This window comes from Pararhizobium gei (assembly GCF_029223885.1).
Classification (GTDB): Bacteria; Pseudomonadota; Alphaproteobacteria; order Rhizobiales; family Rhizobiaceae; genus Pararhizobium; species Pararhizobium gei.
In genome coordinates this window covers 1,650,403-1,675,358 of record NZ_CP119409.1, presented here as the reverse complement: position 1 = coordinate 1,675,358, position 24,956 = coordinate 1,650,403, and the positions used below count along the sequence as shown (strand labels likewise).

Below are 24,956 nucleotides of genomic sequence, written 5' to 3'. Positions count from 1 at the left end.
TCCATTCCGCTCCAGCTCGTTATCCTGCCACATTGCCACAAGGAGCGGACAGGATGAGCGACGAAATTGGAGCCGCTTTCACCGAGCATTTCTTTCCTGCCAGGGATGGTTTGCAGCTTTGCGCCAGAGTGTATGGTGCGGACATCACGGGGTCTCTGCCCGTCGTCTGCCTGCCGGGACTGAGCCGCAACAGCCGCGACTTTCACCGCGTCGCGGGCCTGCTTTCAAGCGACCTTGAAACGCCACGCCGTGTCATTGCCATCGATTACCGCGGACGGGGGCGCTCGGCCTGGGATATGGATAAAAGCCAATACCAGATTGCTGTCGAAGCGGACGACGTCATCGCCGCCTGCGCCTTATTCGGCGTGCAGGAGGCAGTCTTCGTCGGCACGTCCAGAGGCGGGCTTATTCTTCATGTTCTTGCAGCAACCGCCCCTCGCCTGCTGCGCGCTGTCGTTCTCAACGATATCGGTCCTGTTATCGAGATTGCCGGGCTGCTCCAGATCCGGGATTATCTCACCGCGGAACGGGCCTTTGGCACATGGCCAGAGGCGATCGATCATCTCAGGTCCGTTCATGGTGCCACTTTTCCCGTCCTCGACGATGCGGATTGGGACGATATGGCTCACGCCATCTTTTGCGAGAGCGCGGGCATGATCGTGCCCGACTTCGATCCGGCCCTGATCGAGCCGCTTCGTCACCTCCATGCGGAAAGTGACGTTCCCGATTTATGGGACCTCTATAAGGGATTTGCGCATTTGCCCCTTATGACAATCCGCGGCGAGTATTCGACTATTCTATCAGAAGCGACCTTGGAGGAGATGGCACGCCGGCATTACGATATGCGCTCCACTACCGCGCATGGCCAGGGACATGCTCCCCTCTTGCATCGCCCTGACATTTACAGCGAGCTTCGATCGTTTCTCGACGCGGTTTGAACACCAGCGATAGGACAATTATTTTTCTGACGACAGGATCGAACCGTTCGCAATCTTCCCAAACAATCTTCAAAAACGAAAAAGCCCGGCTCGAAAGCCGGGCTTCTCTCCAATTGACCGAGGTCAGATCAGATTAGAAGTCGCGCTGCAGGCGGAGGAAACCGCTCCAAGCGTCATCGTCATTGCCAGTCAGGCTCGTACCAGCTTCATCAGCATCGGTGTAGTTGACGGTAGCGAGCGAACGCAGGCCTTCCGTGATCTGGTAGCCAGCTGTTACGCCAACGCGCCATGCGTCGATGTTGCCGTTGTCGAAGCCAACATCGCCAAAGTACTGAGCAGCAGGGGTGATGAAGAGCTTTTCAGTAGCCTGGATCTTGTATTCAGCAGCAACCGACCATTCGGACAGCGACCAGTAAGCAGTCGGATCCGTTGCGTAGATACCCATAATACCGAAGGTGCCCGGGCCAACTTCAGCTGTCAAACGCGCCTTGAAGGCAGCTTCTTCGACGTCAAAGTCGTAAGAACCGATCAAGAGAGCATCGATGCCGCCAACAGTGCCGCGAAGCAACCCGGATACGCCGACATCATCGTCATGGCTTGGCTGCTCACGAGCATCGCTGCCGAGATCTTCGACTGCGATACCAGCCTGGAAGGAACCACCGTCATAGGTGTAACGGATGGCGTTGAAAAGGTTACCACCAGCTTCTTCAGTTTCGCCGGAAAGAGCGAAATCGTCCCACCAGTTGTAGAAGTAACCAACGTCGAAGCCAGCAATGTTGATCCAGGCACCGTCAAGGATAACGCCGCCGTCGCTGTTGTTATTGCCCGTGTGGGAGCTATCAGCCTGCAGGTTGATATAGCTGCTGAGTGCGCCATACTCGGTGTCGTTCTTGGCCGAAACCGTCAGGTAGGCACGTGTGTAGCTACCCCAGTTGTTGTTGCCGCTCAGATTTCCGATGCTACCCTCGAAGCCGGCATTCGTATCACCGAACTCAACCTGAGTACGGACATAACCGCCGATCTTGAGGCAGGTTTCCGTGCCCGGGATGTAGAAGTAGCCAGTGCCGAAAGCGTCGCAAACGCGTACATATTCCATGGCTTCCGGCTCAGCAGCTACGATAGCGTCAGCTGCCTGGGCGCCGGATACTGCTGCGAGAGCCGCAGCGGAGCCGAGAAGAAGGCTCTTAATGTTCATTTCTGACCTCCAGTCAAAAGTTTCAAACGGGTCTGGGTATTTTGCTGAAGGACAGCGTTCCCTGCCCCATCCCCAACATTTAAGAAGTCGGACGATCAACCGCCCTTGCTTCCGGGATTGAAAATACAAGAAGGGACGGTCTGCGCAATCACCAACTGACGAGTTCCTCCTGTTCGCCCGCCCCTTCCCATTGCGCTGTTGCTGAAACGACACAAAAGCGCCCCAAGCCCGTCCATATCTTAACAGGAAGTTAAGAAAATCGTTTGTTCATCAGGGCTTAGCGTCACCGTTACAAGCCTGTTCCGTGCCGAAACGGCGCATAAAAGGGGCAAAATGGTGTCGCAGTAGGAGATTCGGTCGAAGACCGAAGGAGATTTCAGGACGGGTCTTCTGCTGCATCGGCGACCGGCGAGGGTCAGAATCAGCAGGCGCGGGATGATGCGGAAGGGAATCAAGCGAATGGCCGGGTCGTCGTGCAGGTGATTCCGTAAGGCACCGTAGCCCAGGAGCCGGCATTCGTAGCCAAACGGCGTCAAGGGCCCGGACTACCGGCAACTACAGCATTCAGAGCAAAACAGATTGCGCCATGCGGATTTGCCTGTCTCGGATAGCCGAGCGACCGATCGCGATTGATGGAGAAAGTCCCGCGACGTGGTGAAGGCGGCGGAGAAGCACTCTCCATTGGCTACAGACATACCGGAATCCCATATTTTCATCGACATCCGCTATGGGCCGAACCTGGGAAAGAATGAAGGAGCGCGATAGCTGATGTCAGGCCGGGCGATCGTCCGCCGGTGCATGAGAGATGGTCGGAAAGGCAGAATGGCGGAGAAGATGGGATTCGAACCCACGATACCCTTCCGGGTATACTCCCTTAGCAGGGGAGCGCCTTCGACCACTCGGCCACCTCTCCGTTAGCGCCTGACTAGAGGCGCGCGCCTTTCATTGCAAGGAAATTTTGCAGTCGGCTCCGACAAAGTTTCGTTTGTGGCTTCGGCGTCGTGTGCGGCGGCGGAGGTCGGGCTCTACAGGTGGATGTCGCGGCTTTGCTGTCGATGGCGATTGCCCAGACCGGTGCTTTTGAATAATCCTTCGGCATGAGGCCGCACCCTGAAGGGCGGCGGGACTTTCGAAAGGAGCGATCGTGACACAGGATGGCAAGCTGGAAACGCAGGTGACGGTTGAAAAGCTGCGCAACGGCCGGTGGGCGTTCGTCCTGCGGCGGGGTACTGTCGTCTACCCTGCCACGGGGCAATATAGCAGCCAGTTGCAGGCTGTTTCCGCCGGGCAGCAGGCCCTCAAGGCGATCGTCAGCAAAGGCTGAGGTCACCGCTTCGGAGCTGAAAAGGCCGGACTGCATCGACAAGCCGGCCTTTTCAAACATGCTCTTCATCAGCTCTTCTTTGCCAAACGCTCCATCGCATTCTGGGTGGCCGCGCCAAACTCGCCATCGAGCGGGCCGCTGTAAAACCCGCGATCCTTGAGCAAGGCCTGGATTTCCTTGCGAAAGGCCGGCGTGAAATTGTTCGGAGACGCCTTCATTTCCTGCAGTTTCGCCGGATCTCCGCCCTCGACGCTGGCGGCTGCCCAGCGCGCCGCTTCCTTCGCATCCGCCTTGGTGCCGAGACCGAAGTCGTAGAGGCGGCTCAGATTGCCCATCGCATAGGCGCTGCCGGCATTGGCCGCCATCTCGTACCAGTTGCGCGCCTGACCGTAGTCCTGCGGCACGCCGTTGCCGACATCGTAGAACCAGCCGAGCAGCGCCATCGAATAGGAATCGCCGACATTGGCCGCGTTTTCGTACCATTTCTTGGCTTCCAGATAGTCCTGGGTCGTACCCAGCCCGTTCTGGTAGGCCCAGCCGAGCGACGACATGGCGTTGGCATCGCCGGCTTCCGCCGCCTTCCGGTACCAGGCAAGCGAGTGGTTGAAGTCCTTGGCGACCCCGTTCCCTTCGCGGTAGAACCAGCCGATCGTCGCCATGGCATTGGCATAGCCCTGATCGGCCGAAACCTGGTACCATTTCAGCGCTTCGGCAAAATCCTGGCGAACGCCGCCATAGCCTTCGCGGTAGAGCCAGCCCAGCGAGGCCTGGGCATAGGAATTGCCCGCATTGGCCGCCTGTTCGAACATCTGGCGGCCTTTTTCCACATCGACAGGCCCGTCCGTGCCGTAGACGGAGAACCAGGCCAGATTGGTCAGGGCGTACATGTTGCCGCCATCGGCGGCCTTCTGGTAGTTGCGGCGCGCCTCGACATAGTTGCGACCGGCATCATGGGCGCGGCCGAGCATATTGACGAGCATCATGTCGTCAGGATTTTCGTTGACCGCCTGGGCGCAGGCCGTCATTGCCCGGCTCGAATCGATCTTCAGGAAGTTCACTCCAAGAAAGCCGGGCATGGACTGCGGCTCGCCGGCCAGAAGGTAGCAATCACGCGAAGCCTGCGTGTCTTTGCCGGTCAGCGAAATATTCAATCCCTTCTTCGGCTCGAGCGCCGCGATCTGCGTTTCCGCCTCGGCCTTGTGCTTGCTGTCGGGATAGCGCTCGAGAAAGCGGGTCAAGGCGGCGGCGTCCGTGGACTGTTTGAGCGCATCCCAGGCGATCTCGTCCGGCGTGGCCGCAGAGGTCTGCTCTGCCTCGGCAAGAAGCTTCAGTTTCTTTTCCGCCAGCATCTTGTAGACCGGGTCGGAACCATGCTTCGCAAGAAAAACCTCGATCAGGTCCTTGTCGGCGAGATCGCGGATGTTCTGCCAGTCGGCGGCCGCCTCCGATTGGCCGGTCGGCGAGACCTGTTGCGTGTCACCGCCCGAGGTGACGTTGATATTGATTTCCCGGATATTCAGAAAAATCTGGGCGCCCCCCAGCGACCCGTAGACGAAAGGCTCCTGGCCCCGGTTGGTGGCGGCAACCACTTCGTCACGGACCTTGCCGAGCGCGATACGGACATCGACGCCGGGCTCGGTCAGGTATTTCGACAGGGCTTCGGCAAAGGGGCTGTTCTTTCCCTCGCCGTCCAGCGCCACAGTTCCGGCCTTCGAGGCGAAAGCAACGAGGAGATCGGCCGATTCCGGCTCGACACGCGCCAGACCGCGGCTGACCGCGCGGGTGGAGATCGAGCGCGTCATCGATTGCTCGAAGGGATTGTTGCGGCAGGCGTCGAGAATGACCAGCTTCAGCCGTGTCGCACCTTCCAGCGATCGCTGCACGCGATCGAGCGGGATCGCCTCATCCTCCACATCCTTGTCGGTCTTCAGGCTGACATCGACGGGCAGGAGATAATTCTGGCCGTTCATTTCCATGCCGTGGCCGGAATAATAGATGATAGCGACCTCGGCACCGGCCGCCTTGTCCTCGAAGTCCCTGAGAGCCCGCACCATGGAGGCGCGGTCGACGTCGTGAACCGTGGTGACGTCATCGAAACCGGCATCCTCGAAGGAGGATTTCATCAGTTGCACATCGTTTGCCGGATTGTTTAGCGGCGATGTCGCCTCATATTTTTCATTGCCGATCAGCAGCGCGACGCGTTTGGCGGCGGCGGCGCCGTCCACATGCAAGAGCAGCGCTGCCAGGCAGACAAACAGAACCGGCATCCAGTTTCTGGAAAAAGTCTTGAACATCATTTCCTCCGCGCCCACTTGATTATCCTCAGCGGAAAACGCTTCGGACACCACGCGGCATCGCCCCTTTATCGCGCATCGCCATCTGCGCTTTTCATCGAAGTATTACGTATGAGCCGGAAGGTTTCAATGTCCGCGTTTACGGTTTTTTATCGAATGATGGTTGTCACTTGTCGATGAACGAAAAACCGCGCGGTCGTGAGGATCGCCGCGATGCGACAGAAGCATCGCTGCCTCCTGCGGATCAACCAATCGGGCGGCGTCTGCATGTCGGGGTTAGCAAGGTTTTCCGGAGTTTCCAATGTCGATGGTGATGCATCTGGCCGAGGCAAAGCCTGGTCAACTGACCACCCGCTACAAGCACTATTACATCGAGCGTCCTTGCCGCATTCTGGTCATCGGCGAACATCTGAAGACGAAGACCACCTATCGTTGCCTTTTGCGGCATATCTCGATCGGCGGTGCCATGCTTGATATCAATGCGGCTGTCATGCTCCCGAAGAATTTTTTCCTGGAGATCGAGGGATTTCGCGAAGAGATCGGATGCTCGCAGGTTCACCGGTACGGTTCGGAACTGGGCGTACGCTTCAACATGCAACTGGCATCCGAGTTCCTCAGCCGCCTGATCCGCCTCGACTTCAAGAGCGGTCTTCTCTGAGGATCCGCGTTGCCGAAACGGCTAAGCTGCGGGTTACACCGGCTCGTCTGTGACCCTAAACGCACGTCCGGCGCGACACTGGATCGTCTTCAGGAAACAGCGCGCTATATGGTCATGTCACACGCATCGCCATAAAGGAACTGCTTATGAAAACCATGCTTTTCGCCTATGCCGGGACCGCCGTTTCTCTCTTCATAGCCGATGCCATCTGGCTGGGACTGGTGGCCCGCACCTTTTACCGCAACCAGTTGGGCGACCTGATGCTGCCATCGCCGAACCTCGCCATCGCTGCCATCTTCTATATTTTCTTTGCCGTTGCCGTGGTCCTGCTTGCGGTGATGCCGGGACTGAAGGCCGGATCGCTGGCTACCGCCATCGGCTATGGCGCCGTGCTCGGACTTGCCGCTTACGGAACCTACGACATCACCAATCTTTCCACTCTCAAGGGATGGCCGGTGACCATGAGCCTCGTCGACATGGCATGGGGCACTTTCGTCACGGCGATGTCTGCCGGCTGCGGCTTCCTTGTCGCCCGCTATTTTTCGGATGCCGCAGCGTAAGACACCGAGGTTCAGGTTAAAAAAATTGGCTCTTCGTTAAAGTTCTAGCGAATGTTTTCAACCGATCTCAATGTCCATTCGCAAGGATCGCCAGACCGCCCATGCCGCCCTGAGGGACAGACCTGAGGACCAGGCGGCAAGCACGCGGCGCTCCGGGTGCCGCGCAACCCACGGAGTGTTCATTGCAGAACTCGACAATGTATTCGGCGGTCAGTTCAAAGCTCTACGAGGAGCGCTTCGAGCGTTTCATCATAGGACAAGCCGGAACGCTGATGGCCGTGCGGCCTGCGTTGGGTGGGGTTACGACACGGAGCTGCAAGATGATGGAGATCTCGCGGGGCGGAGCCGCCTTTACCGTCAACACGTCAATCGGCCTGCCGGAGCATTACTATCTCACCATCGTCGGCACGAAAAAGCGCATCGGTTGCGCGGAAGTCTACCGCCGGGACAACCGCATCCAGGTGCATTTCATCAAGCCCATCGACGATGAGTTCCTGCATCAGATCGTCCGCTTGGACTTCTTCACAGGCCAGGTGGGTCAAAGTCACTGAAGCGGCAGAACTGCCGGAAGCCTCGAAGCGACGGCTTGCAGACGCGTCGAATATGGATAGTGTCCCGGCGGTTCCATTCATCGTCAGGCTCGATATCCGCATGTCCGCTTTTTCCCGCTTCACCCCCCTCATCACATCCCTGCCATCCACAGTCCCTTTCGTCGGCCCCGAGGCGATCGAGCGGCAGCGCGGCCGGGAGATTTCGGCGCGTATCGGCGCTAACGAAAGCGGATTCGGGCCGGCGCCCTCGGTGCTTGACGCCATCGCCAAGGCTTCGGCCGGGATCTGGAAGTACAATGATCCCGAAAATTTCGAGTTGAAGCAGGCGCTCGCAGCGAATTTCGGCACCGCTTCGGACACTATAGCAATTGGCGAGGGCATAGACGGCCTTCTCGGCCAGATCGTGCGGATGGTGATCGAGCCCGGCAAGCCGGTCGTCACGTCGCTGGGTGGCTACCCGACCTTCAATTTCCATGTTGCAGGCCATGGGGGACGACTTGTCACAGTGCCCTATGTCGATGACCGGGAGGATCTCGACGGGCTGCTGCAAGCTGTGCGGCGCGAGGATGCGCCGCTGGTCTACCTCGCCAATCCGGACAATCCGATGGGAAGCTGGTGGGATGCCGGCAGCGTCGTCGCCTTTGCAAAGGCTCTGCCGGAGACATGTCTGCTCATTCTGGACGAAGCTTATGGCGAGACGGCGCCGACAGGTTCCATACCGTCAATCGAGTCGCTCGGCGACATGCCGAACGTACTGCGCACCCGGACTTTTTCAAAAGCCTACGGCCTCGCCGGGGCGCGGGTCGGGTATGCGCTGGGGACGCCGGACAATGCCCGCGCCTTCGACAAGATCCGCAATCATTTCGGCATGAACCGGCTCGCCACTGCGGCGGCACTCGCGGCTCTGGCCGATACAGCCTATCTGAAGGATGTGCTCAAGCAGATCGCGGCGTCCCGGAGCCGGATTGCTGCCATCGCCGACAGGAACGGTCTGCGCGCCCTGCCCTCCGCCACCAATTTCGTCGCCATCGACTGCGGCAGGGATGCGGCATTTGCCCGCTCCATCGTCGACCGGCTCATGGCCGATCACGGGGTCTTCATCCGCATGCCGGGCGTAGCGCCGCTCAACCGCTGCATTCGCATCAGCACGGGTCCGCAGGCAGACATGGATCTGTTGGAAAATGCCCTGCCGAAGGTTCTGGCAGCGCTTGATACCAACAATCGGCAATAGACCGTCCTTCTCTTCGGGAGGATTCGGCCTTGCTAGCCGTGGTAACCGCTCAATGCATGGTCATCCACTCCCGGGCGGCGCGCAATGCCGCTGCGAGATCGGCCTTGCTCATGGTTTTCGTGAGCTCCGCGCGCAGCGTCGCTGCACGCTCGGAGCCTTTAATGGCCGCTATGTTAAGCCATTTGTGGGCTGTGACGAAGTCGATGTCTCGCCCACGCCCGGTTGCATACATCAAGCCCATCACACAGAAGAGATCTGCGCGGTTCTGTCCGCCCATCTCGGCATCGGAAATGTTCTGAAAATCGAAGCGTGCCATCGTCTTGTCCCTGTTTAACTTTGTTTCTTGTGCTGCAGTCCCTGTTTTCTTTGCCCTTTCAGGCCCTCAAGGTCCTTGCCGTCTTGTGCGGCGTTCGGTCCCTCAAGGTTTTCCGGCGGGGTTTTCCCCCTGCTCGTCTTCTGAATCCGACTATGCCGCACTGGTTTCAATACACGCTTAAAATGCATGATTAATGTGAGACAAACAAAGTTCAAACGATTGGTAAAATTGGGTTTTCATTAAACATCGCACTGCCGGTCAAAGCTGGCTTTTGCCTCGTTTTTTACGAAAAATTCACAGGGTCATTTAAACCGGCTGGTAACCATATCGAAGACTTGCCCGGCTGTGCGTTCGCGTCATGATCTTCATCAATCCCCCGGCGACCAGCCGTATCGCCAAAAACAGCATCTTCGAGTGTTTACGTTTACGTCTGCGTAAGTTATTTTCGCGCAATGGCTGGTGAGGAGACTGGCCGCAGCAACGGATCGGCAGGCTTCAGGAGCAACTGTCGCGACCCTTGGGAGGAACGACCATGATTCGAACATTCATTTTTGCGGCGACAACTTCGGTGTTGATGGCGACAGCCGCGCTTTCGGCTGAACCCATTGTCGGCAACTGGAAAACGGCAAGCGGCGAAACAGCGGCCATCGCCTCCTGCGGCGGCGGCTACTGCATTACACTGAAGACGGGGAAGTTTGCCGGCAAGCGCATCGGCAGCATGAGCGGCAATGGCGACAGCTATAGCGGCGAGATCACCGATCCGGCCAATGACAAAACCTATAGCGGCTCGGCATCGATCGCGGGAAATTCCCTGAAAATGAAAGGATGCGTCCTGAAGGTGCTCTGCAAGTCCCAGACCTGGACGCGCCTGTAGATGGTTCCGGCGGAAAAGCTCGCCGGAACCGGGCTGCCATTCAGCGTGCGGTCTGGCCGAACAGAATTTTCTGGGCTTCCTTGTCTTCGGACAGATGTTTCTGGCGCTCCCGCTCTTCGCGACCAATATCGAAGCCCGCCTGGACAGCCGGGCGGGCGCTCAGCGTCTCGAACCATTGCTTCAGATTGGCAAAATCGTCGAGATTCTGTCCATTGCTTTCATACTGGCGCACCCAGCCAAGGCAGGCCATGTCGGCAATCGAGTATTCACCGGCCAGGAAGGGACGGTCGGCCAGCCGCCTGTTCATGACGCCGTAGAGGCGGTTGACCTCGTTGGTGTAACGCTGGATGCCATATTCGATCTTTTCAGGCGCGTAGTGCCGAAAATGATTGGCCTGGCCCGCCATCGGCCCAAGCCCGCCCATCTGCCAGAACAGCCACTGATCGACATCCACCCTTGCCCGTTCGTCCGACGGATAGAACTTGCCGAACTTGCGCCCGAGATATTGAAGGATAGCGCCGGATTCGAAGACGGAAATCGGCGCGCCGCCCGGTCCGTCCGGATCGATAATCGCCGGCATGCGGTTGTTCGGGGCGATCTTCAGGAAATCCGGCGCGAATTGCTCGCCCTTGCTGATGTTGATGTACTTCACCGCATAAGGAATGCCGAGTTCCTCAAGCAGGATGGTGATCTTCCAGCCGTTCGGCGTCGGCCAGTAGTAGAGTTCGATCGGTGCGGTCATTGGCTGTCTCCGGTTGGCGATGCACGAGATCTAAAGGGCGAGCCAAGGGGATTCAAGGCGCAGCGCGAAGATGAACGGGAGATGAACCGGCATATCAGCAACAGTTCAGTTTGGCTGTGCGAAAACCAGTCCATCACATTGAACCCCGACATACAAGCCAACGGACACAGCCATGGACATCCTCGCCCGCCGCCTCACGATCATCAGCTTGCTCATGGTGGTTTTTGCAATGACAGTTGCCGCAGCCGTCAGCGCCGACACACAGCGCCGTCGCCATAACTATGCAGGCGCGCTTGCCGACTGCACCGTTCACACCGCACAGTTCTGCGAACAGGCAAAGCTCTGACGCCAACCCAACCAAGGCTTATTCCGATGGCCGGCATCCTTCAACCTGCAAAGACTGCCTTGCGCATGATGATGCTCGCAGCCGTGTTGATGGGGCCGATCGGCGCCGTCGCCTACAGCAAGGCGAGCGGGCTGGGCATCGGCAAGCAGGGTGCCGGTCTCGTCCTGTTCGTGACGCTTCAACGCCAGTCCATGAGTTGAGCGGAGAGGCGTCGACTCTTGCACATTTCTGAAGACTGCCTTCCTATAAGATATCGGGAAGGATCTCATGCCGCTTTACTCCTTTTTCATCTACAGCCTTGCTGCAGCGGCGGAAATCGCCGGCTGCTTTGCCTTCTGGGCCTGGTTCAAGCTCGACAAGCCGATTTGGCTGCTTGTTCCGGGCATGGCAAGCCTTGGACTCTTTGCCTGGCTCCTGACGCTTGTCGATTCGGCGGCGGCCGGCCGTACCTATGCGGCCTATGGCGGGATCTATATCGCGGCCTCGCTCCTCTGGCTCTGGCTTGTCGAAGGCGTGCGTCCCGACCGTTTTGATCTTACCGGTGTCGCCCTGGCGCTGATCGGCAGCGCGGTTATCCTGGCGGCGCCGCGCTGACCGGGGTTTTTTAGACGCGCCGTCTTCCCGGAACGTCATCTTGTCGTTTGCTTGTAAAAAGCGGCATTCTATAATGCCTCATGAACACACGAATCTCATCTTTATCCGCCCTCTCCCTGGCCACACCGGAGGCCTTTGCGCCGAAGAGTTTTGACGATGCGACGGCAGCCGTCGATGCACTCACGGAACTTTATGAGCGCAACACGAAATTCCTCGTCGATGCCTTCACCGAACTTGGGCGAACGGGTACGCCGACCTCTCGCTTTCGGGCCTGCTATCCGCAGGTCAGCATCGAGACCAGCAGCTTCAGCCATGTCGATTCGCGGCTGTCCTACGGCTATGTCAGCGCGCCCGGCGTCTACACCACCACGGTGACACGGCCGAAACTCTTTCGCCATTACCTCAAGGAGCAACTCGGCCTGTTGATCCGCAGCCATGGCGTCGGCATCACAGTCTCTGAATCGGCAACGCCCATCCCCTTGCACTTCGCCTTTGAAGAAGGGGCCTATGTCGAGGCGTCGATGGCCGAAAACATCGAGGTGCCGCTGCGCGACCTCTTCGATACGCCGGACCTGACGACAACGGACGACGAGATCGCCAATGGCGCCTATGAGCCCGGACCCGGCGAACCTTCGCCCCTGGCGCCCTTTACCGCCCAGCGGATCGATTATTCGCTGGCAAGGCTCAGCCATTACACGGCAACCAGCGCCACGCATTTCCAGAATTTCGTGCTGTTCACCAACTACCAGTTTTATATCGACGAGTTCGCCGCCTGGGCACGCCAGCAGATGGCCGAGGGCGGCAATGGCTACACCTGCTTCGTGGAGCCGGGAAATATCCGGACGCAGGCAGGGTCCGACCAACCCGATTCGGACCTGCAGCTTGCCCGGATGCCGCAGATGCCTGCCTACCACCTGAAGAAGAAGGGCCATGGCGGCATCACCGTCGTCAATATCGGCGTCGGCCCGTCCAACGCCAAGACGATTACCGACCATATCGCCGTGCTTCGTCCGCATGCCTGGCTGATGCTCGGTCACTGCGCGGGCTTGCGCAACAGCCAGAGGCTGGGCGACTATGTGCTGGCGCATGCCTATGTGCGCGAAGACCACGTTCTTGACGATGACCTGCCCGTCTGGATCCCGATCCCGGCCCTGGCCGAGGTTCAGGTGGCCATGCAGGACGCCGTCGCGGAAGTGACGGGCTATGAAGGCTACGACCTCAAGCGGATCATGCGGACGGGAACCGTCGCCACCATCGACAACCGCAACTGGGAACTGCGCGACCAGCGCGGGCCGGTGAAGCGCCTGTCCCAATCGCGCGCCATCGCACTCGATATGGAATCGGCGACGATCGCGGCCAACGGTTTTCGCTTCCGTGTTCCCTACGGCACGCTGCTGTGCGTCTCGGACAAGCCGCTGCACGGCGAATTGAAGCTGCCCGGCATGGCAACAGCGTTTTACAAGACGCAGGTCAGCCAGCACCTCCAGATCGGCATCCTTGCCCTCGAGAAACTGGCTGCCATGCCGCCCGAAAAGCTGCATTCCCGAAAACTGCGAAGCTTCTTCGAGACCGCCTTCCAGTAAACTCAGCGCCGCGGCGACAAAAGCACCGAAAGGATCGTGCCGGCAATCGCCGATACGAGGATCAGTACATGCACATTGATGGCGGCACCGGCAAGCAGATCGAGACCCGCGCCGTGGGCCGGAGCGCCGAACGAGATCGCGCCGGCGGTGATACCGGCCGGATAGGTGCCGACCCCGGCCGGTGCATGAACAGGCAGCACCGAGGACAGTTCGCCGCCGAGCGCGCCGCCAAAGCAGGCACCAAGCGGACTGACACCGATCGAAAACAGCGCCCAGACGAGCACGGCGACCTTGGCGGCCCAGTTGAGAATCGTCAGCAACCAGGCCCGTAAAAAGCCGGCCGCGTCCGCGGGAAGTCCGGCTTCGATCTCGACCAGAAATTTCGATAGCTTTTCCGGCAAATGCCGGTCGGCGATGGCCAGGGCTCTGCCCTTCAGGCAAAACAACAGCAGCGGTGCGACAAGGAAGATGCCCCACAGCAGCCAGGCATAGGCTCCCCTGCCGCTTTCCATGACGAAGCCTATCCCCGCGGCGGCACACAGGGCGTGGAGATCCAAGAGGCGCATCAACAGCAGCGCCGAGGTGCTGCGGGTCAGGGATATCGCGAATTCTGTCCGCATCAGGAGCGGAAAACTGGTTTCCCCCGCCCGGAAAGGCAGCATGATGTTCATCAGGTTGTGGATCTGCGTGACGCGAAACAAAGACAGGAAACGGCCACGGACGCCGTCATGGAAATAATCGTAGATGCGGTAGCAACGGATGAAATAGGTGGCGACCAGCAGCATGAGAGCGCCGAAGACGGGAGCATAACCGATTTCTCGCCATTGCGCCGCAAGCTGCGGCCAGCCCCAGATCCATTGCACGAAGGCGGCATAGGCAAGGATGACCATGACAGAGAGCACCGTCATTCGGTTGCGGACAAGCCAGGAGCCGCGTCCGGCATGCTCTCCTGCATTCATCTCTTGCTACTTTCCTGTCCGATGCTATGGCAAAGGGCTGTTATCACGAGAACTCGGGCGAGAGAACCTGCGGATTTGAAAGGCTTTGTCAGTGGATACCATTCTGGAAGCGAATAAAGACGAGGCAGTCGCAGCCGAGCAGGTCGAGTTGTCCATCGTGGTGCCGATTTTCAACGAAGAGGACAGCATCGGGCCGCTTGTATCGCGGATTCGCGATGCAATGGGCGGGTTTGCCGGCAGTTGGGAACTGATTCTCGTCGATGACGGCAGCAGCGATGCGACGCTGGCAAATGCCCGCAAGGAACTGGCCGACCCGCTGCTTCATCTGCGGATTGTTGAACTCCAGCGCAACTTCGGTCAGACCGCGGCCATGCAGGCCGGGATAGACGCGGCGACCGGACGGCTGATCGCAACCCTCGACGGCGACCTCCAGAACGATCCGCGCGACATTCCCGCCATGGTCGCAGCCATCGAGGAACGCGAACTCGATCTGCTTGTCGGATGGCGCAAGAACCGGCAGGACGGGCTTTTCCTGCGCAAGATTCCGTCCTGGTGCGCCAATCACCTGATCGGCAAGATCACCGGCGTCAAGCTGCACGACTACGGCTGCAGCCTGAAGATCTACAAGGCCTCGATCATCAAGCAGGTCAAGCTGATGGGCGAGATGCACCGCTTCATTCCGGCCTGGGTCGCGGGCGTCGTTCCGAGCAGCCGGATCGGCGAAATGCCGGTGACGCATCACGCACGCGAGCACGGATCGTCGAAATACGGGATTTCCCGCACCTTCCGGGTCATTCTCGATCTCCTGTCCGTGCTATTCTTCATGCGCTACAAGGCGCGGCCCGGCCACTTCTTCGGCTCGATCGGCCTCGCCGCCGGGGCGTTGAGCGGTCTCGTTTTGATTTATCTGTTCACGGACAAATTTGTGCTGGGGAACGATATCGGCGCGCGGCCAATGCTCATCGTCGGGGTCATGCTGTTTCTCGCCTCGGTCCAGCTTATTACGACGGGAATCCTGGCGGAAATGATGGCCCGTGTCTATTCCGGCGAGAACGACACGCCGCCCTATATCGTGCGCAAGGTTTTCGACAGCACCGACAGGGGCGCCTGATCGCAGGGGCAGTGGCCTATTTCGGCACGAGAACCTTCAGCTCGCCGGGATGGATGCGCAACGCAACATCACGGCCGACGGGCAGCAATTCGCCATCGATCACGCAGTTCGTATCCCGGCGCGCATGCGGGAAATGCAGGTCGATCGCGACCCCGCTCATTTCGGTGATCAGCGGGCTTTCCCGGAATTTTCCGCGCAGGATATCGAGCGTCAGCTTGGCGACGCCTGCCGGCTTCAGAGGCGGGGCGGTATAGATGCCCAGATGGCCGCCCGTCACGTCATCGGCATACATCAGGCTATTGGCTCCGAAATGATTGTTGGCGACAGACAGGGCGGAAACCTTGCGCCTCTCGCGCTTGCCGTCCATGTCGAAGTCGATCATAAACTCCGGAGGATTGAAGATCACCCCGACGGCAGCCCGGGTGCTGGCCCTGATCTTGCCGATGCGGGATGCAAAGCTGTAGGATTCGCGGTAGCGCACCATCCGCGCATGCAGGCCCATCGAAAACTGATGCACGAAGGCGCGACCGTTGGCGCTGCCGATATCGGCGTCTATAATCTTACTGTCAGCCAGAACATCCAGCACCTTCCAGATATCGAGCGGCAGCTTCAGCGCCCGCGCAAAAAGATTCATGGTTCCAGCCGGGACGATGCCCAGCGGCATTCCGTTTTTCCAGGCAACCGCCGCAGCAGACGAGATCGTGCCGTCCCCGCCTCCAGCGATCATCGCATCCAGATCGTCGCGCCGCGCGGTTTGCTCAAGCACATCCCCCATGTCCGATCCGGAAACGACGGCAATTTCAAGCTGGTGCCCGGCTTCGCGGAAAACGTCCTCGGCTTTCTGGCCGTAGGCCTGCATATCCGTGGTGCGAAACGTGCCCCCGTCGCGATTGAAAATGGCCTTGATCTTCATTCCTGGTCCTTGTGACGGCGCCGTGCCGCAGGCATGATATGGGACGCATTGGTGAAATTGTGAGGGCGGGCCGTGTTGAGCAGCAATTTAGTTTTTGCTTCGAAGGTGCGTCCGGCCGCAATTGCCGCAACGGCAGTGTCTGGCGAAGACTGCAGTTCCCCCGGGGACGCCCGCAACCCGCCTTGCCATCCTATACACCCCCGGCGACGAACCGGACTGTCCGCCCAGCCGGAACGACGCGCCGTCCGGACCGGTCCGAACCCCGCGGGCCGGTGCGGACGGCATTAAACTCAGCCATTGGAGACAAAAATGCCATCCTTTATTCGTACTCTTCTTGAAAGCCGCATATTCGGCATTCTGGCACGCATCGTGCTGACCTATATTTTCTGGGCGAGCGGCATTGCCAAGCTCGTCGATTTTGATGCCGCAGTCGCGGAGATGTCCCATTTCGGGCTTGAACCCGCGCCACTCTACGCGGTTGCCGTCATCGTGACCCAGCTCGGCGGTTCGGCGCTGATTATTGCAAACCGCTGGACATGGCTCGGCGCCGGCGCGCTTGCGGTCTTCACGGCGCTGACCATTCCCATCGCCCACACGTTCTGGACCATGCAGGAACCGATGAAAACCATCGAATTCTATGTGGTCATGGAGCATATCACCGTGATCGGCGCGCTGATGGTCGTCTCCTGGAAGTCGGTGCCGCAGGACGCTCCCGCGGCCGCCCGCCGCGAATACGCGAACGCCTGATGGCATACGAGGATCCGCAGGTGCAGCACCTGCGGATCTTTCGCGACTGGATCGGTCGATGCCGCCTCTCCGCAAGGGTCTTCTCTACAGGTGCTGGGAGCACCGTCCTTCGTGCCATGAATGCCGACAAAAGGCCGCGCCGCTTGCCGGCGCAGAGTGATGCGCCATGTATCGTTCATCAACATGGAGACGGCTCATGGCATGGCAGCGCATCATCCTGGCTTTGTGCTTTTGCGCACTGGGCACATCCCCAGCACGTGCGCAGGACAACGATGCCTGGGCAACCTTCCGGCTTCCGGGCACGCACGCTCTTATGCGCCATGCAACGGCCCCTGGAATAGGTGATCCCGCTAACTTCCGCCTCGGAGATTGCGCAACACAGCGCAATCTCGATCAAAGGGGCCGCGACGAGGCCGAAGCCATTGGCGCGGCGATCCGTGCACACGGTGTCCCCGTCAACCGCGTATTGACCAGCCAGTGGTGCCGGACGAGGGACACGGCGCGTCTTCTCGGGCTCGGCACGGCGCGCGAGGAGCCAGCCCTCAATTCCTTTTTCGAGGATAGCTCAACCCGACAGAAGCAGACCCGCGACGTGGTTACGCTGCTTTCATCCTTGTCGCCGCAGGACAAGGCGATCCTCGTCACCCATCAGGTCAACATCACCGCCCTCGTCGGCGGCGGCGTTTCATCCGGCGAGATCATCCTCGTCTCCGTGACGCCAAACGGCACCCTCGCCGTTGAGGGCCGCATCCAGCCTGGCGGCTAGGAACGCTTAAGCCTGCAGGACGACGACGCGGCCGCCGGGCTCGACGCGCTCGTAGAGGTCGATGACATCGTGATTGAGCATGCGCACGCAGCCGCTCGACATGGCCTGGCCGATCGACCAGGGCTGGGTCGTGCCGTGAATGCGGAACATGGTGTCGTTGCCGCCGCGATAGAGATAGATGGCGCGCGCGCCGAGCGGATTGCTGAGACCGCCCGGTACACCCCCGGCATATTTGCGGTTGCGGCCGGGATCGCGGCGGATCATGTTGTCGGTCGGCGTCCAGCTTGGCCATTCGGCCTTGCGGCCGATATAGGCGGAGCCCGCCAGCGCGTAGCCGTTGCGGCCGACGCCGATGCCGTAACGCATGGCCCTGCCGCCGCCCAGCACATAATAGAGCCTGCGCGCCGGGGTATCGACGACGATGGTGCCCGCGTCGTGCTTAGTCTCGTAGGCGACCTCCTGCCGGCGCAGTTCCGGCTTGATCTTGTCGAGCGGCATGGCCGGCAGCGGAAATTTTTCGCCCGGAAGTGCCGCGTAGTTCAACGCGGCACCCGGCCCGCGTGTCACGCAGCCGGCAAGGAGAGCGGACATGCCGAGAAGCAGGCCACGGCGGGTAAGCGACATCAGGCGTTTCCTTAAGATCGAGTTGACGCAACCGAACTTAAGGAAAACATGGTTAATGGTGGGTTAAGGGACGCCTGGGACTCTGCACGCAATGATTTTTCGTTGGCCTGCGAATTGAAATTGATGCAGACTGATGCTGGTTTTGACGCTGTGGAGTAGGCAAATGCGAACCACCGTGACAATTGACGACGCGTTGCTTGCCGATGCCAAGGAATTTTCAGGCATCGAGGAGACGGCTGCCGTCATAAAAGAGGCGTTGACCGCTCTTGTCCAAAGAGAGGCAGCGCGGCGGCTATCGAGACTGGGAGGCAGCGCGCCGGACATCGAGGCACCCCCGCGTCGGCGATTTGGCGCATAATGATACTTGTCGATGCCTCTGTCTGGATCGACCATCTTCGCGCGCCCGTCGAAGAATTGCAGGCTCTTTTGGAGAGCAGCAGCGTCCTGATGCACCCTTTTGTGATCGGAGAGATCGGGTTGGGCAGTATCCCGCGTTACGATTTCACGATGCGCGGTCTTTCGAAATTTCCTTTGGCAACAAAGGCACGGGACGACGATGTTCTCTATCTGGTTCGTGAACATCGACTCTACGGACGAGGCGTCGGATATATTGATGTCCATTTACTGGCATCGACTCTTTTGACGCCGGAGGCATGCCTTTGGACCCGCGACAAACGGCTGGCCGAAATCGCTGCCTCCTTCGGCGTCGGCTACAACCGCTGACATCACTCACATATTCGGATAGACCGGCCCCTCACCACCCTGCGGCGGCACCCAGGTGATGTTCTGGTTGGGGTCCTTGATGTCGCAGGTCTTGCAGTGGACGCAGTTCTGGGCGTTGATGACGAAGACCTCGTCGCCGTCCTTCTCCACCCATTCGTAGACGCCGGCCGGACAGTAGCGTGTCGAAGGCCCGGCATAGTTGTCGTGCTCGGAACGCTTCTGCAGCTCCATGTCCTTGACCTTCAGATGCACCGGCTGGTCTTCCTCGTGATTGGTGTTCGACAGGAACACCGAGGAGAGGCGGTCGAAGGTCAGCACGCCATCCGGCCTCGGATAGGCGATCGGCTTGTGCTTTGCGGCCGGCTCCAGCGCCTGCGCATCCGTCTTGCCATGCTTCAGCGTGCCGAAGAAGGAGAAGCCGAGCAGCGTATTGGTCCACATGTCGAGCCCGCCCAGCGCCACGCCGAGCGCGGTGCCGAACTTCGACCAGAGCGGCTTGACGTTGCGCACCTTCTTGAGGTCGGAGCCGATGGCGCTGTCGCGCCAGCCGTTCTCGATCTCGACGACCTCGTCATTGGCGCGGCCTGCCGCGATCGCATCGGCGATCTTTTCAGCCGCCAGCATGCCCGAGAGCACGGCATTGTGGCTGCCCTTGATGCGCGGCACGTTGACCAGACCGGCGGAACAGCCGATGAGGGCGCCGCCGGGGAAAGACAGTTTCGGAACCGACTGGTAGCCGCCCTCGGTGATGGCGCGGGCGCCGTAGGACAGGCGCTTGCCGTCCTCGAAAGTGCCGCGGATCGCCGGATGCGTCTTGAAACGCTGGAATTCCTCGAACGGATAGAGATAGGGATTCTTGTAATTCAGGTGCACGACAAAGCCGACGGCAACCATGTTGTCCTCGAGATGGTAGAGGAAGGAGCCGCCGCCCGTCTTCATGCCAAGCGGCCAGCCAAAGGAATGCTGGACGAGGCCTTGCTTGTGGTTCTCCGGCTTGACCTGCCAGAGCTCCTTGATGCCGAGCCCGTATTTTTGCGGCTCGCGGTCTTTCGACAGATCGAATTTGGCGATCAGTTGCTTGGCGAGCGAACCGCGCACGCCCTCGCCGATCAGCGTGTACTTGCCGAGCAGTTCCATGCCGCGGGCAAAGTTTTGGCCGGGCTCGCCGTTCTTCTCAATGCCCATATCGCCGGTGGCGATCCCGGTCACGGCACCCTGTTCATTGTAGAGAACCTCGGTAGCGGCGAAACCCGGATAGATCTCGACACCCAGGCCTTCCGCCTTTTCGGCCAGCCACCGACAGACATTGCCGAGCGAGACGATATAGTTGCCGTGATTGTTCATCAGCGGCGGCATGGCGAAGTTGGGCAGGCGGATCGATCCGGCCGGGCCGAGCAGCAGGAATTGGTCGTCAATCACCTTGGTCTTGAAGGGATGCCCCTCCTCTTCGCGCCAACCCGGCAGAAGACGGTCCATGCCCAGCGGATCGACGACCGCGCCCGACAGGATATGTGCGCCGACTTCGGCGCCCTTTTCCACGACCACGACCGAAAGCTCCGGGTTCACCTGCTTCAGCCGGATGGCCGCAGAAAGACCCGCCGGCCCCGCACCAACGATCACCACGTCGAATTCCATGGACTCGCGTTCGGGCAGTTCTTGTCTGTCGCTCATCGTCGTGTCTCCAGTCCCTGCCCCGCCAGCACCGGCGCGGTTCGCACCTCCCCTCATGACAAATACGCAAAACCTTGTCGAGCCGGTCTGCGACGCAAGGCCTGCGAATTGCGCATGAGGTGATGAACGAGGATACAAAAATATGACGTGTACGTAAACGTAAAAAGCCGCGAACTAACGCCGGGCGCTTTCCTTTCTCCTTGTGGGAGGGTGGCCCCCACGGGTCTTGTCTTCGGCAATCCTGAGGACAGGCTCTGTCACCAAAGGTGACATCTCCCCCACAAGGGGGAGATCAGCCCCGGACCCTCGCCCGTCTTTGCCATAGGCCTTTTGAAACTGCTTCAGGCCCCAGTCGGTGATATTGTCGATCCGCTCGCCATCGGGGGTGTAGCGGTAGCGAAACATGCACAGCGCAGTGGATTGCCCCTCACGCCTTCGGCACCTCTTTGAGTTGAACCTTTTGAGGTGATGGGACCGGCACATCACCTGCAAGTTGGAAGATGAGTCGCTCAACTTCGTCATATGGAAAGCCTAGTTTCTTACCCAGATCCTCCTTGGTCAATTTCTTTGACCAAAGATCAGCTAGAATTTTTTGCCAAAGGACGGATTTCTCTCGTACGACGCCAATCTTTTCAGAAGAACGATACCCGAGCTTACCAAGATCAATGCACATCGACCGATATTGCCAATCCGAAAGCATCTCAAGCTGGTGAAGCCGAACAGTAAGAGCCATAGCTGAGACTTTCCACCTAATCTTTGATGCAATGATCGTCTTAACGCTGATCAGACGATGAGGTATCGCCGCCTTTACGTCGTGTTCTGGCATTAAAAATGATGAAGCAAACATATTTGCTTCCATCTCAGCAGATTTTATAGATCTTGGGCCTGCATGCTTATGCAAACACAGATGCCCTAGCTCATGTCCGCAGTCAAAAATACTATGTTCAGCGGTCTTGAACGTGTTAAGGAAGACAAACGGTTTTCCTTTTCTCCAGAAAGAAAAAGCATCTACATTTTTATTACTTTCTTCCAAAGAGAGCACACGGACACCCCTTGATTCAAGAAGCCGGAGGACGTTGCCAATAGGGCGGTCTCCAAGCCCCCAATGCTGCCTAACAAGTCTAGCCGCAACATAGGGCTCATGGCCACCGCTGAACTCTGGCACGTTAGGCTCTGGCAGATGGTAGTCGTTTTCAACTAAGTCATAAAGTTCAAGACCCAAGCTCCCAGCGCCAAGTGCCGCATTCTTCTGTTTTGCGCTCATCTTCTTAAGGCTTCGGAAGCTAACAGTGTTATCGTCAAGCTCTTCCGGCGCCGCCTTAAAGAAGAAATCACCGGGATAGCGAAGAGCGCCGGCAAGGCGGGCGATCGTTTCGTCGTCGGGCTGCTTTGTCTGTCCACTTTCCAGTCGCGATATTGTTACAGCGGTTATGCCGCTGAGTTCCGAAAGTTGAATCCCTGTAAGCCCCCGTCTATCTCTAGCGAGGGTTAGTCGTTTCCCGCTAAACATGGCTATTTGCTGCGTCTGCGTACGGTGACTTCAAAATCGTCAACAGGTTCGCTCAAACTGACAACTGGCAAGTCTTTTTCTTTGGTAATGTCCGAACCATCAGAAACAAAAACGCGAGTGATGAACTTCGTAAACTTCCCATCCTCAATGACGGGCCGGGAAATCTCCACCGCGCCTCGATCGTCCACCATTACAAAATACACCGACTTCCCGCCATGGACGGCCCTCACTTTTTGAGGTGCCGAGACGCCGTAATACTCAAACAAACTGGATTCGCACTCACGTTCAGTTCCAGCGCCTTTATCGGTACGCGGCTTAGGCGCCGTCACCCGCGAGCAAGAAACGTCAACATTTTGATACACGAGCCGCACGTTCCGCGATGGGTCTTCAATGGCTTCAATTCCACCTTCCACACATATTTCCCAGTGCTTTCCGAGAAACTGAACACGCATCTCTCCGAGGCCATAATGATAAGCCAGAGTGCCCGCTGCATTTCGCGCCATGAGTGGACTCGTGTCAGTGAGATGAACATAAGCTATGTCACGAATCGCCAAAACGCCGTTCACCGACAAATTCATTGTTTGCAAGAACGCCCGAACTTCATCTGGGCCATCGATGATAGTGGTCTCGACAAATTCAGGAAGCATCGCGGAACAGCCTTGTTAATTTTCTGAGCCACATATGTGGCATAGAAAATTAACAACATCAAGACTATCCTTGGCGCTGCAGTGTTTTTGTGCTGGTTTCTGCGCAACTTCACGCGCCGTTCGGGCTTCATCCTCTCGGCCGCATTTTTCAGCTCGTTTGGCAGTCGGATCTCCACCCGTCGTCAATCGTTTGTCATCTGGATTGCCTGCCCAAAACTCACGATGTTGTCGATCACATCGGCAGTGTGCTTTAGATCCGATTGATGTACCAAATAACCTTTTTGGTATTCTTGCACATCGAGCAGATGCCAGTTTTTCGGTAAAAGCCAAAGGCGTTACCAAGCTCAATGGTCTTGTGGTTGGCATGTTGGCGCACGGAGAGCTTCAGGGCATCTGCGATGCAGTCATCGCACGTTGCGTCGGGAGATTTCGACTTAATCAGCTTGCTGACTTGTTCCTTGACCGTCATTGCGCCTCCAATGCTTTCTCGTAAAGATATAGGGAAGGCCGGTGTTGCGCGATGGGTCGCCATCAAAAAAAATTAGCTGAGACGCTAGTTCCATCCCGCCTTGCTTTGGCCCCCGCCCCATGCGAAGAGGCGCCCTCCAACGCACCAGGCTCTCCGCTATCCCCGCATTCCGGCTGCCGCACGGCATTCCGAGGCTGCGTGCGCGCTGGCGAGACGATATCCGCCGCCCTGCCGGTGGACACCCAAGACGGAGACTTTCATGGCCAAGGCACTCGGCTTCGATTTCGGCACGACCAATTCCGTGCTCGCCGCCTCGACGGGCGACATGACGCAATCGCTGAGCTTTACCAGTTCCGCCGGCACGACCGATTCGATGCGCACCGCGCTGTCCTTCATGAAACATCCGCAAATGGGCGCGGCTGCCGTGAAGATCGAGGCCGGCCAGGCTGCGATCCGGGAATTCATCGATAATCCCGGCGACGCCCGCTTCCTGCAGTCGATCAAGACCTTCGCGGCAAGCCCGCTGTTTCAGGGAACGCTGATCTTTGCCCGGCGCAACACGTTCGAGGATCTGATGCGCGCCTTCCTCACCCGCATCGCCGACTATGCCGGCGAGGACTGGAAGCAGGAGTTCGGCCGCATCGTCGTTGGCCGTCCCGTGCAGTTCGCCGGCAGCAATCCCGACGAGGCGCTGGCGTTGGAGCGCTACGGCAAGGCCCTGTCCTCCTTCGGCTTTCCCGAGGTCCACTATGTCTACGAGCCCGTCGCGGCCGCCTTCTTCTTTGCCCAGCAGCTCAAGACGGATGCGACCGTGCTGGTCGCCGATTTCGGCGGCGGCACGACGGACTATTCGATCATCCGCTTCGAAAGCCATGCGGGCAAGCTGACAGCCGTGCCTGTCGGACATTCCGGCGTCGGCGTCGCCGGCGACCATTTCGATTTCCGCATTATCGACACGGTGGTGTCGCCGCTCATCGGCAAGGGCAGCCAGTTCAGAAGCTTCGACAAGCTCCTCGACGTGCCCTCCAGCTACTACGCCAATTTCGGCCGCTGGAACCAGCTGTCGATCTTCAAGACGCTGAAGGATTTTGCCGACCTCAAGCAGTTGGTGCGCTCTGCCGTCGAGCCGGAGAAGCTCGAAGCCTTCGTCGATCTTGTCGATCACGACGAGGGATACCCGCTCTATCAGGCGATATCGGCAACCAAGATGCGGCTGTCGCTGGAGGAAGAAACCGAGTTTCATTTCGCGCCGCTCGGCGAAAAAAGCCGCCAGACGGTGCGCCGCAGCGATTTCGAAAGCTGGATCGCGCCGGATCTTGCCCGCATCGAACAGGCGCTGGACGAGGTGCTGACGGTGACCAATACGCCCGCCGCCGGCATCGACAAGGTGTTTCTGACAGGCGGCACGTCCTTCGTTCCCGCCATTCGCCGCCTGTTCGAAAGCCGTTTCGACGCGCACCGCATCGAGAGCGGCGGCGAACTGCTGTCGATCGCCCACGGCCTGGCGCTGATCGGCGAACGCGACGACATCGAACGCTGGACGGCGATGGCCGCTTGACCATTCGGGGCAGGCCGACTTTCCGCTTTCCCCGTGGGACGCGCTTCTGTAG

At 59.0% G+C, this 24,956-nt stretch carries 28 protein-coding genes and 1 tRNA gene; 17 read left to right on the top strand and 12 right to left on the bottom strand.

Going from position 1 to position 24,956, the window contains the following annotated elements; all coding sequences use genetic code 11:
- Nucleotides 1-53: 53 nt before the first annotated feature.
- Complete coding sequence (locus PY308_RS08075; protein WP_275789961.1) at nucleotides 54-938, top strand: alpha/beta fold hydrolase; 885 nt, start codon at nucleotides 54-56, stop codon at nucleotides 936-938.
- A gap of 133 nt (nucleotides 939-1,071) precedes the next feature.
- On the opposite strand, the gene PY308_RS08070 is transcribed toward PY308_RS08075, so the two are convergent.
- Both PY308_RS08070 and PY308_RS08065 read right to left on the bottom strand, forming a co-directional pair.
- Nucleotides 1,072-2,133, bottom strand: a complete 1,062-nt coding sequence (locus PY308_RS08070; protein WP_275789958.1) for a porin — start codon at nucleotides 2,131-2,133, stop codon at nucleotides 1,072-1,074.
- Between the two features lie 823 nt (nucleotides 2,134-2,956).
- A tRNA-Ser gene (locus PY308_RS08065) sits at nucleotides 2,957-3,046 on the bottom strand.
- Nucleotides 3,047-3,277: 231 nt separating this feature from the next.
- Here PY308_RS08065 and PY308_RS08060 point away from each other — a divergent pair.
- A complete protein-coding gene (locus PY308_RS08060; protein WP_275789955.1) occupies nucleotides 3,278-3,457 on the top strand; it encodes a hypothetical protein in 180 nt (59 codons plus the stop codon).
- Between the two features lie 68 nt (nucleotides 3,458-3,525).
- Here PY308_RS08060 and PY308_RS08055 read toward each other — a convergent pair whose 3' ends face one another.
- On the bottom strand, nucleotides 3,526-5,751 hold the full coding sequence (locus PY308_RS08055; protein WP_275789953.1) for a caspase family protein: 2,226 nt from the start codon (nucleotides 5,749-5,751) through the stop codon (nucleotides 3,526-3,528).
- Nucleotides 5,752-6,052: 301 nt separating this feature from the next.
- Between PY308_RS08055 and PY308_RS08050 the strand changes: the two genes are divergently transcribed.
- The 4 genes from PY308_RS08050 (at nucleotide 6,053) to PY308_RS08035 (ending at nucleotide 8,751) form a co-directional block, all read left to right on the top strand.
- A complete protein-coding gene (locus tag PY308_RS08050) occupies nucleotides 6,053-6,409 on the top strand; it encodes a PilZ domain-containing protein (RefSeq protein WP_275789952.1) in 357 nt (118 codons plus the stop codon).
- A 146-nt stretch (nucleotides 6,410-6,555) separates the two neighbouring features.
- Complete coding sequence (locus PY308_RS08045; RefSeq protein WP_275789950.1) at nucleotides 6,556-6,969, top strand: DUF2177 family protein; 414 nt, start codon at nucleotides 6,556-6,558, stop codon at nucleotides 6,967-6,969.
- A 182-nt stretch (nucleotides 6,970-7,151) separates the two neighbouring features.
- Nucleotides 7,152-7,520, top strand: coding sequence for a PilZ domain-containing protein (locus PY308_RS08040; RefSeq protein ID WP_275789947.1), 369 nt, complete (start codon nucleotides 7,152-7,154; stop codon nucleotides 7,518-7,520).
- Nucleotides 7,521-7,620: 100 nt separating this feature from the next.
- The gene (locus PY308_RS08035; RefSeq protein WP_275791057.1) at nucleotides 7,621-8,751 is read left to right on the top strand and encodes a pyridoxal phosphate-dependent aminotransferase; all 1,131 of its coding nucleotides are present in this window, start codon (nucleotides 7,621-7,623) and stop codon (nucleotides 8,749-8,751) included.
- 49 nt (nucleotides 8,752-8,800) lie between these two features.
- Here PY308_RS08035 and PY308_RS08030 read toward each other — a convergent pair whose 3' ends face one another.
- Nucleotides 8,801-9,067 (bottom strand): sel1 repeat family protein, encoded by a 267-nt coding sequence (locus tag PY308_RS08030; RefSeq protein ID WP_275789944.1) that lies wholly within the window; start codon nucleotides 9,065-9,067, stop codon nucleotides 8,801-8,803.
- A gap of 532 nt (nucleotides 9,068-9,599) precedes the next feature.
- Here PY308_RS08030 and PY308_RS08025 point away from each other — a divergent pair.
- Complete coding sequence (locus PY308_RS08025; RefSeq protein ID WP_275789941.1) at nucleotides 9,600-9,941, top strand: DUF2147 domain-containing protein; 342 nt, start codon at nucleotides 9,600-9,602, stop codon at nucleotides 9,939-9,941.
- Nucleotides 9,942-9,981: 40 nt separating this feature from the next.
- Here the strand turns inward: PY308_RS08025 and PY308_RS08020 are convergent, their stop codons facing one another.
- Nucleotides 9,982-10,683 (bottom strand): glutathione S-transferase N-terminal domain-containing protein, encoded by a 702-nt coding sequence (locus tag PY308_RS08020; protein ID WP_275789938.1) that lies wholly within the window; start codon nucleotides 10,681-10,683, stop codon nucleotides 9,982-9,984.
- A gap of 172 nt (nucleotides 10,684-10,855) precedes the next feature.
- On the opposite strand from PY308_RS08020, the gene PY308_RS08015 reads away from it, so the two are divergent.
- The 4 genes from PY308_RS08015 (at nucleotide 10,856) to PY308_RS08000 (ending at nucleotide 13,206) form a co-directional block, all read left to right on the top strand.
- Nucleotides 10,856-11,029, top strand: a complete 174-nt coding sequence (locus PY308_RS08015) for a hypothetical protein (RefSeq protein WP_275789937.1) — start codon at nucleotides 10,856-10,858, stop codon at nucleotides 11,027-11,029.
- Nucleotides 11,030-11,055: 26 nt separating this feature from the next.
- Nucleotides 11,056-11,229, top strand: a complete 174-nt coding sequence (locus PY308_RS08010; protein ID WP_275789935.1) for a hypothetical protein — start codon at nucleotides 11,056-11,058, stop codon at nucleotides 11,227-11,229.
- A gap of 67 nt (nucleotides 11,230-11,296) precedes the next feature.
- Nucleotides 11,297-11,623 carry a YnfA family protein gene (locus PY308_RS08005; protein WP_275789932.1) on the top strand — a complete coding sequence of 109 codons (327 nt, stop codon included), beginning with the start codon at nucleotides 11,297-11,299 and terminating at the stop codon, nucleotides 11,621-11,623.
- Nucleotides 11,624-11,703: 80 nt separating this feature from the next.
- Nucleotides 11,704-13,206: an AMP nucleosidase gene (locus PY308_RS08000; RefSeq protein WP_275789929.1), complete on the top strand. Its 1,503-nt coding sequence runs from the start codon at nucleotides 11,704-11,706 to the stop codon at nucleotides 13,204-13,206.
- A 2-nt stretch (nucleotides 13,207-13,208) separates the two neighbouring features.
- On the opposite strand, the gene PY308_RS07995 is transcribed toward PY308_RS08000, so the two are convergent.
- A complete protein-coding gene (locus tag PY308_RS07995) occupies nucleotides 13,209-14,165 on the bottom strand; it encodes a lysylphosphatidylglycerol synthase domain-containing protein (RefSeq protein WP_275789927.1) in 957 nt (318 codons plus the stop codon).
- 91 nt (nucleotides 14,166-14,256) lie between these two features.
- Here PY308_RS07995 and PY308_RS07990 point away from each other — a divergent pair, with 91 nt between their 5' ends.
- Nucleotides 14,257-15,276, top strand: coding sequence for a glycosyltransferase family 2 protein (locus PY308_RS07990; protein ID WP_275789924.1), 1,020 nt, complete (start codon nucleotides 14,257-14,259; stop codon nucleotides 15,274-15,276).
- Between the two features lie 16 nt (nucleotides 15,277-15,292).
- On the opposite strand, the gene PY308_RS07985 is transcribed toward PY308_RS07990, so the two are convergent.
- A complete protein-coding gene (locus PY308_RS07985; RefSeq protein ID WP_275789921.1) occupies nucleotides 15,293-16,189 on the bottom strand; it encodes a diacylglycerol/lipid kinase family protein in 897 nt (298 codons plus the stop codon).
- Between the two features lie 309 nt (nucleotides 16,190-16,498).
- Here PY308_RS07985 and PY308_RS07980 point away from each other — a divergent pair, with 309 nt between their 5' ends.
- Together PY308_RS07980 and PY308_RS07975 are read left to right on the top strand one after the other, a co-directional pair.
- Entirely contained in the window at nucleotides 16,499-16,936 is a 438-nt protein-coding gene (locus PY308_RS07980) for a DoxX family protein (protein WP_275789918.1), read from the top strand.
- A 196-nt stretch (nucleotides 16,937-17,132) separates the two neighbouring features.
- Entirely contained in the window at nucleotides 17,133-17,702 is a 570-nt protein-coding gene (locus tag PY308_RS07975; RefSeq protein ID WP_275789915.1) for a histidine phosphatase family protein, read from the top strand.
- A gap of 6 nt (nucleotides 17,703-17,708) precedes the next feature.
- Here PY308_RS07975 and PY308_RS07970 read toward each other — a convergent pair whose 3' ends face one another.
- Nucleotides 17,709-18,326 (bottom strand): L,D-transpeptidase, encoded by a 618-nt coding sequence (locus tag PY308_RS07970; RefSeq protein ID WP_275789914.1) that lies wholly within the window; start codon nucleotides 18,324-18,326, stop codon nucleotides 17,709-17,711.
- 163 nt (nucleotides 18,327-18,489) lie between these two features.
- On the opposite strand from PY308_RS07970, the gene PY308_RS07965 reads away from it, so the two are divergent.
- Together PY308_RS07965 and PY308_RS07960 are read left to right on the top strand one after the other, a co-directional pair.
- Nucleotides 18,490-18,684, top strand: coding sequence for a type II toxin-antitoxin system VapB family antitoxin (locus tag PY308_RS07965; RefSeq protein WP_275789911.1), 195 nt, complete (start codon nucleotides 18,490-18,492; stop codon nucleotides 18,682-18,684).
- On the top strand, nucleotides 18,684-19,049 hold the full coding sequence (locus PY308_RS07960; RefSeq protein WP_275789907.1) for a type II toxin-antitoxin system VapC family toxin: 366 nt from the start codon (nucleotides 18,684-18,686) through the stop codon (nucleotides 19,047-19,049). The genes PY308_RS07965 and PY308_RS07960 overlap by 1 nt, the downstream gene beginning before the upstream one ends.
- A gap of 6 nt (nucleotides 19,050-19,055) precedes the next feature.
- Here the strand turns inward: PY308_RS07960 and PY308_RS07955 are convergent, their stop codons facing one another.
- From PY308_RS07955 to PY308_RS07940, 4 genes are all read right to left on the bottom strand, one after another.
- Nucleotides 19,056-20,720 (bottom strand): electron transfer flavoprotein-ubiquinone oxidoreductase, encoded by a 1,665-nt coding sequence (locus PY308_RS07955; protein WP_275789904.1) that lies wholly within the window; start codon nucleotides 20,718-20,720, stop codon nucleotides 19,056-19,058.
- Nucleotides 20,721-21,147: 427 nt separating this feature from the next.
- The gene (locus tag PY308_RS07950; RefSeq protein ID WP_275789901.1) at nucleotides 21,148-22,230 is read right to left on the bottom strand and encodes a helix-turn-helix domain-containing protein; all 1,083 of its coding nucleotides are present in this window, start codon (nucleotides 22,228-22,230) and stop codon (nucleotides 21,148-21,150) included.
- Between the two features lie 2 nt (nucleotides 22,231-22,232).
- Nucleotides 22,233-22,877: a hypothetical protein gene (locus tag PY308_RS07945; protein ID WP_275789899.1), complete on the bottom strand. Its 645-nt coding sequence runs from the start codon at nucleotides 22,875-22,877 to the stop codon at nucleotides 22,233-22,235.
- 250 nt (nucleotides 22,878-23,127) lie between these two features.
- Nucleotides 23,128-23,346 carry a hypothetical protein gene (locus tag PY308_RS07940; RefSeq protein WP_275789897.1) on the bottom strand — a complete coding sequence of 73 codons (219 nt, stop codon included), beginning with the start codon at nucleotides 23,344-23,346 and terminating at the stop codon, nucleotides 23,128-23,130.
- A gap of 259 nt (nucleotides 23,347-23,605) precedes the next feature.
- Here PY308_RS07940 and PY308_RS07935 point away from each other — a divergent pair, with 259 nt between their 5' ends.
- Entirely contained in the window at nucleotides 23,606-24,904 is a 1,299-nt protein-coding gene (locus PY308_RS07935) for an Hsp70 family protein (RefSeq protein ID WP_275789895.1), read from the top strand.
- Nucleotides 24,905-24,956 lie beyond the last annotated feature (52 nt).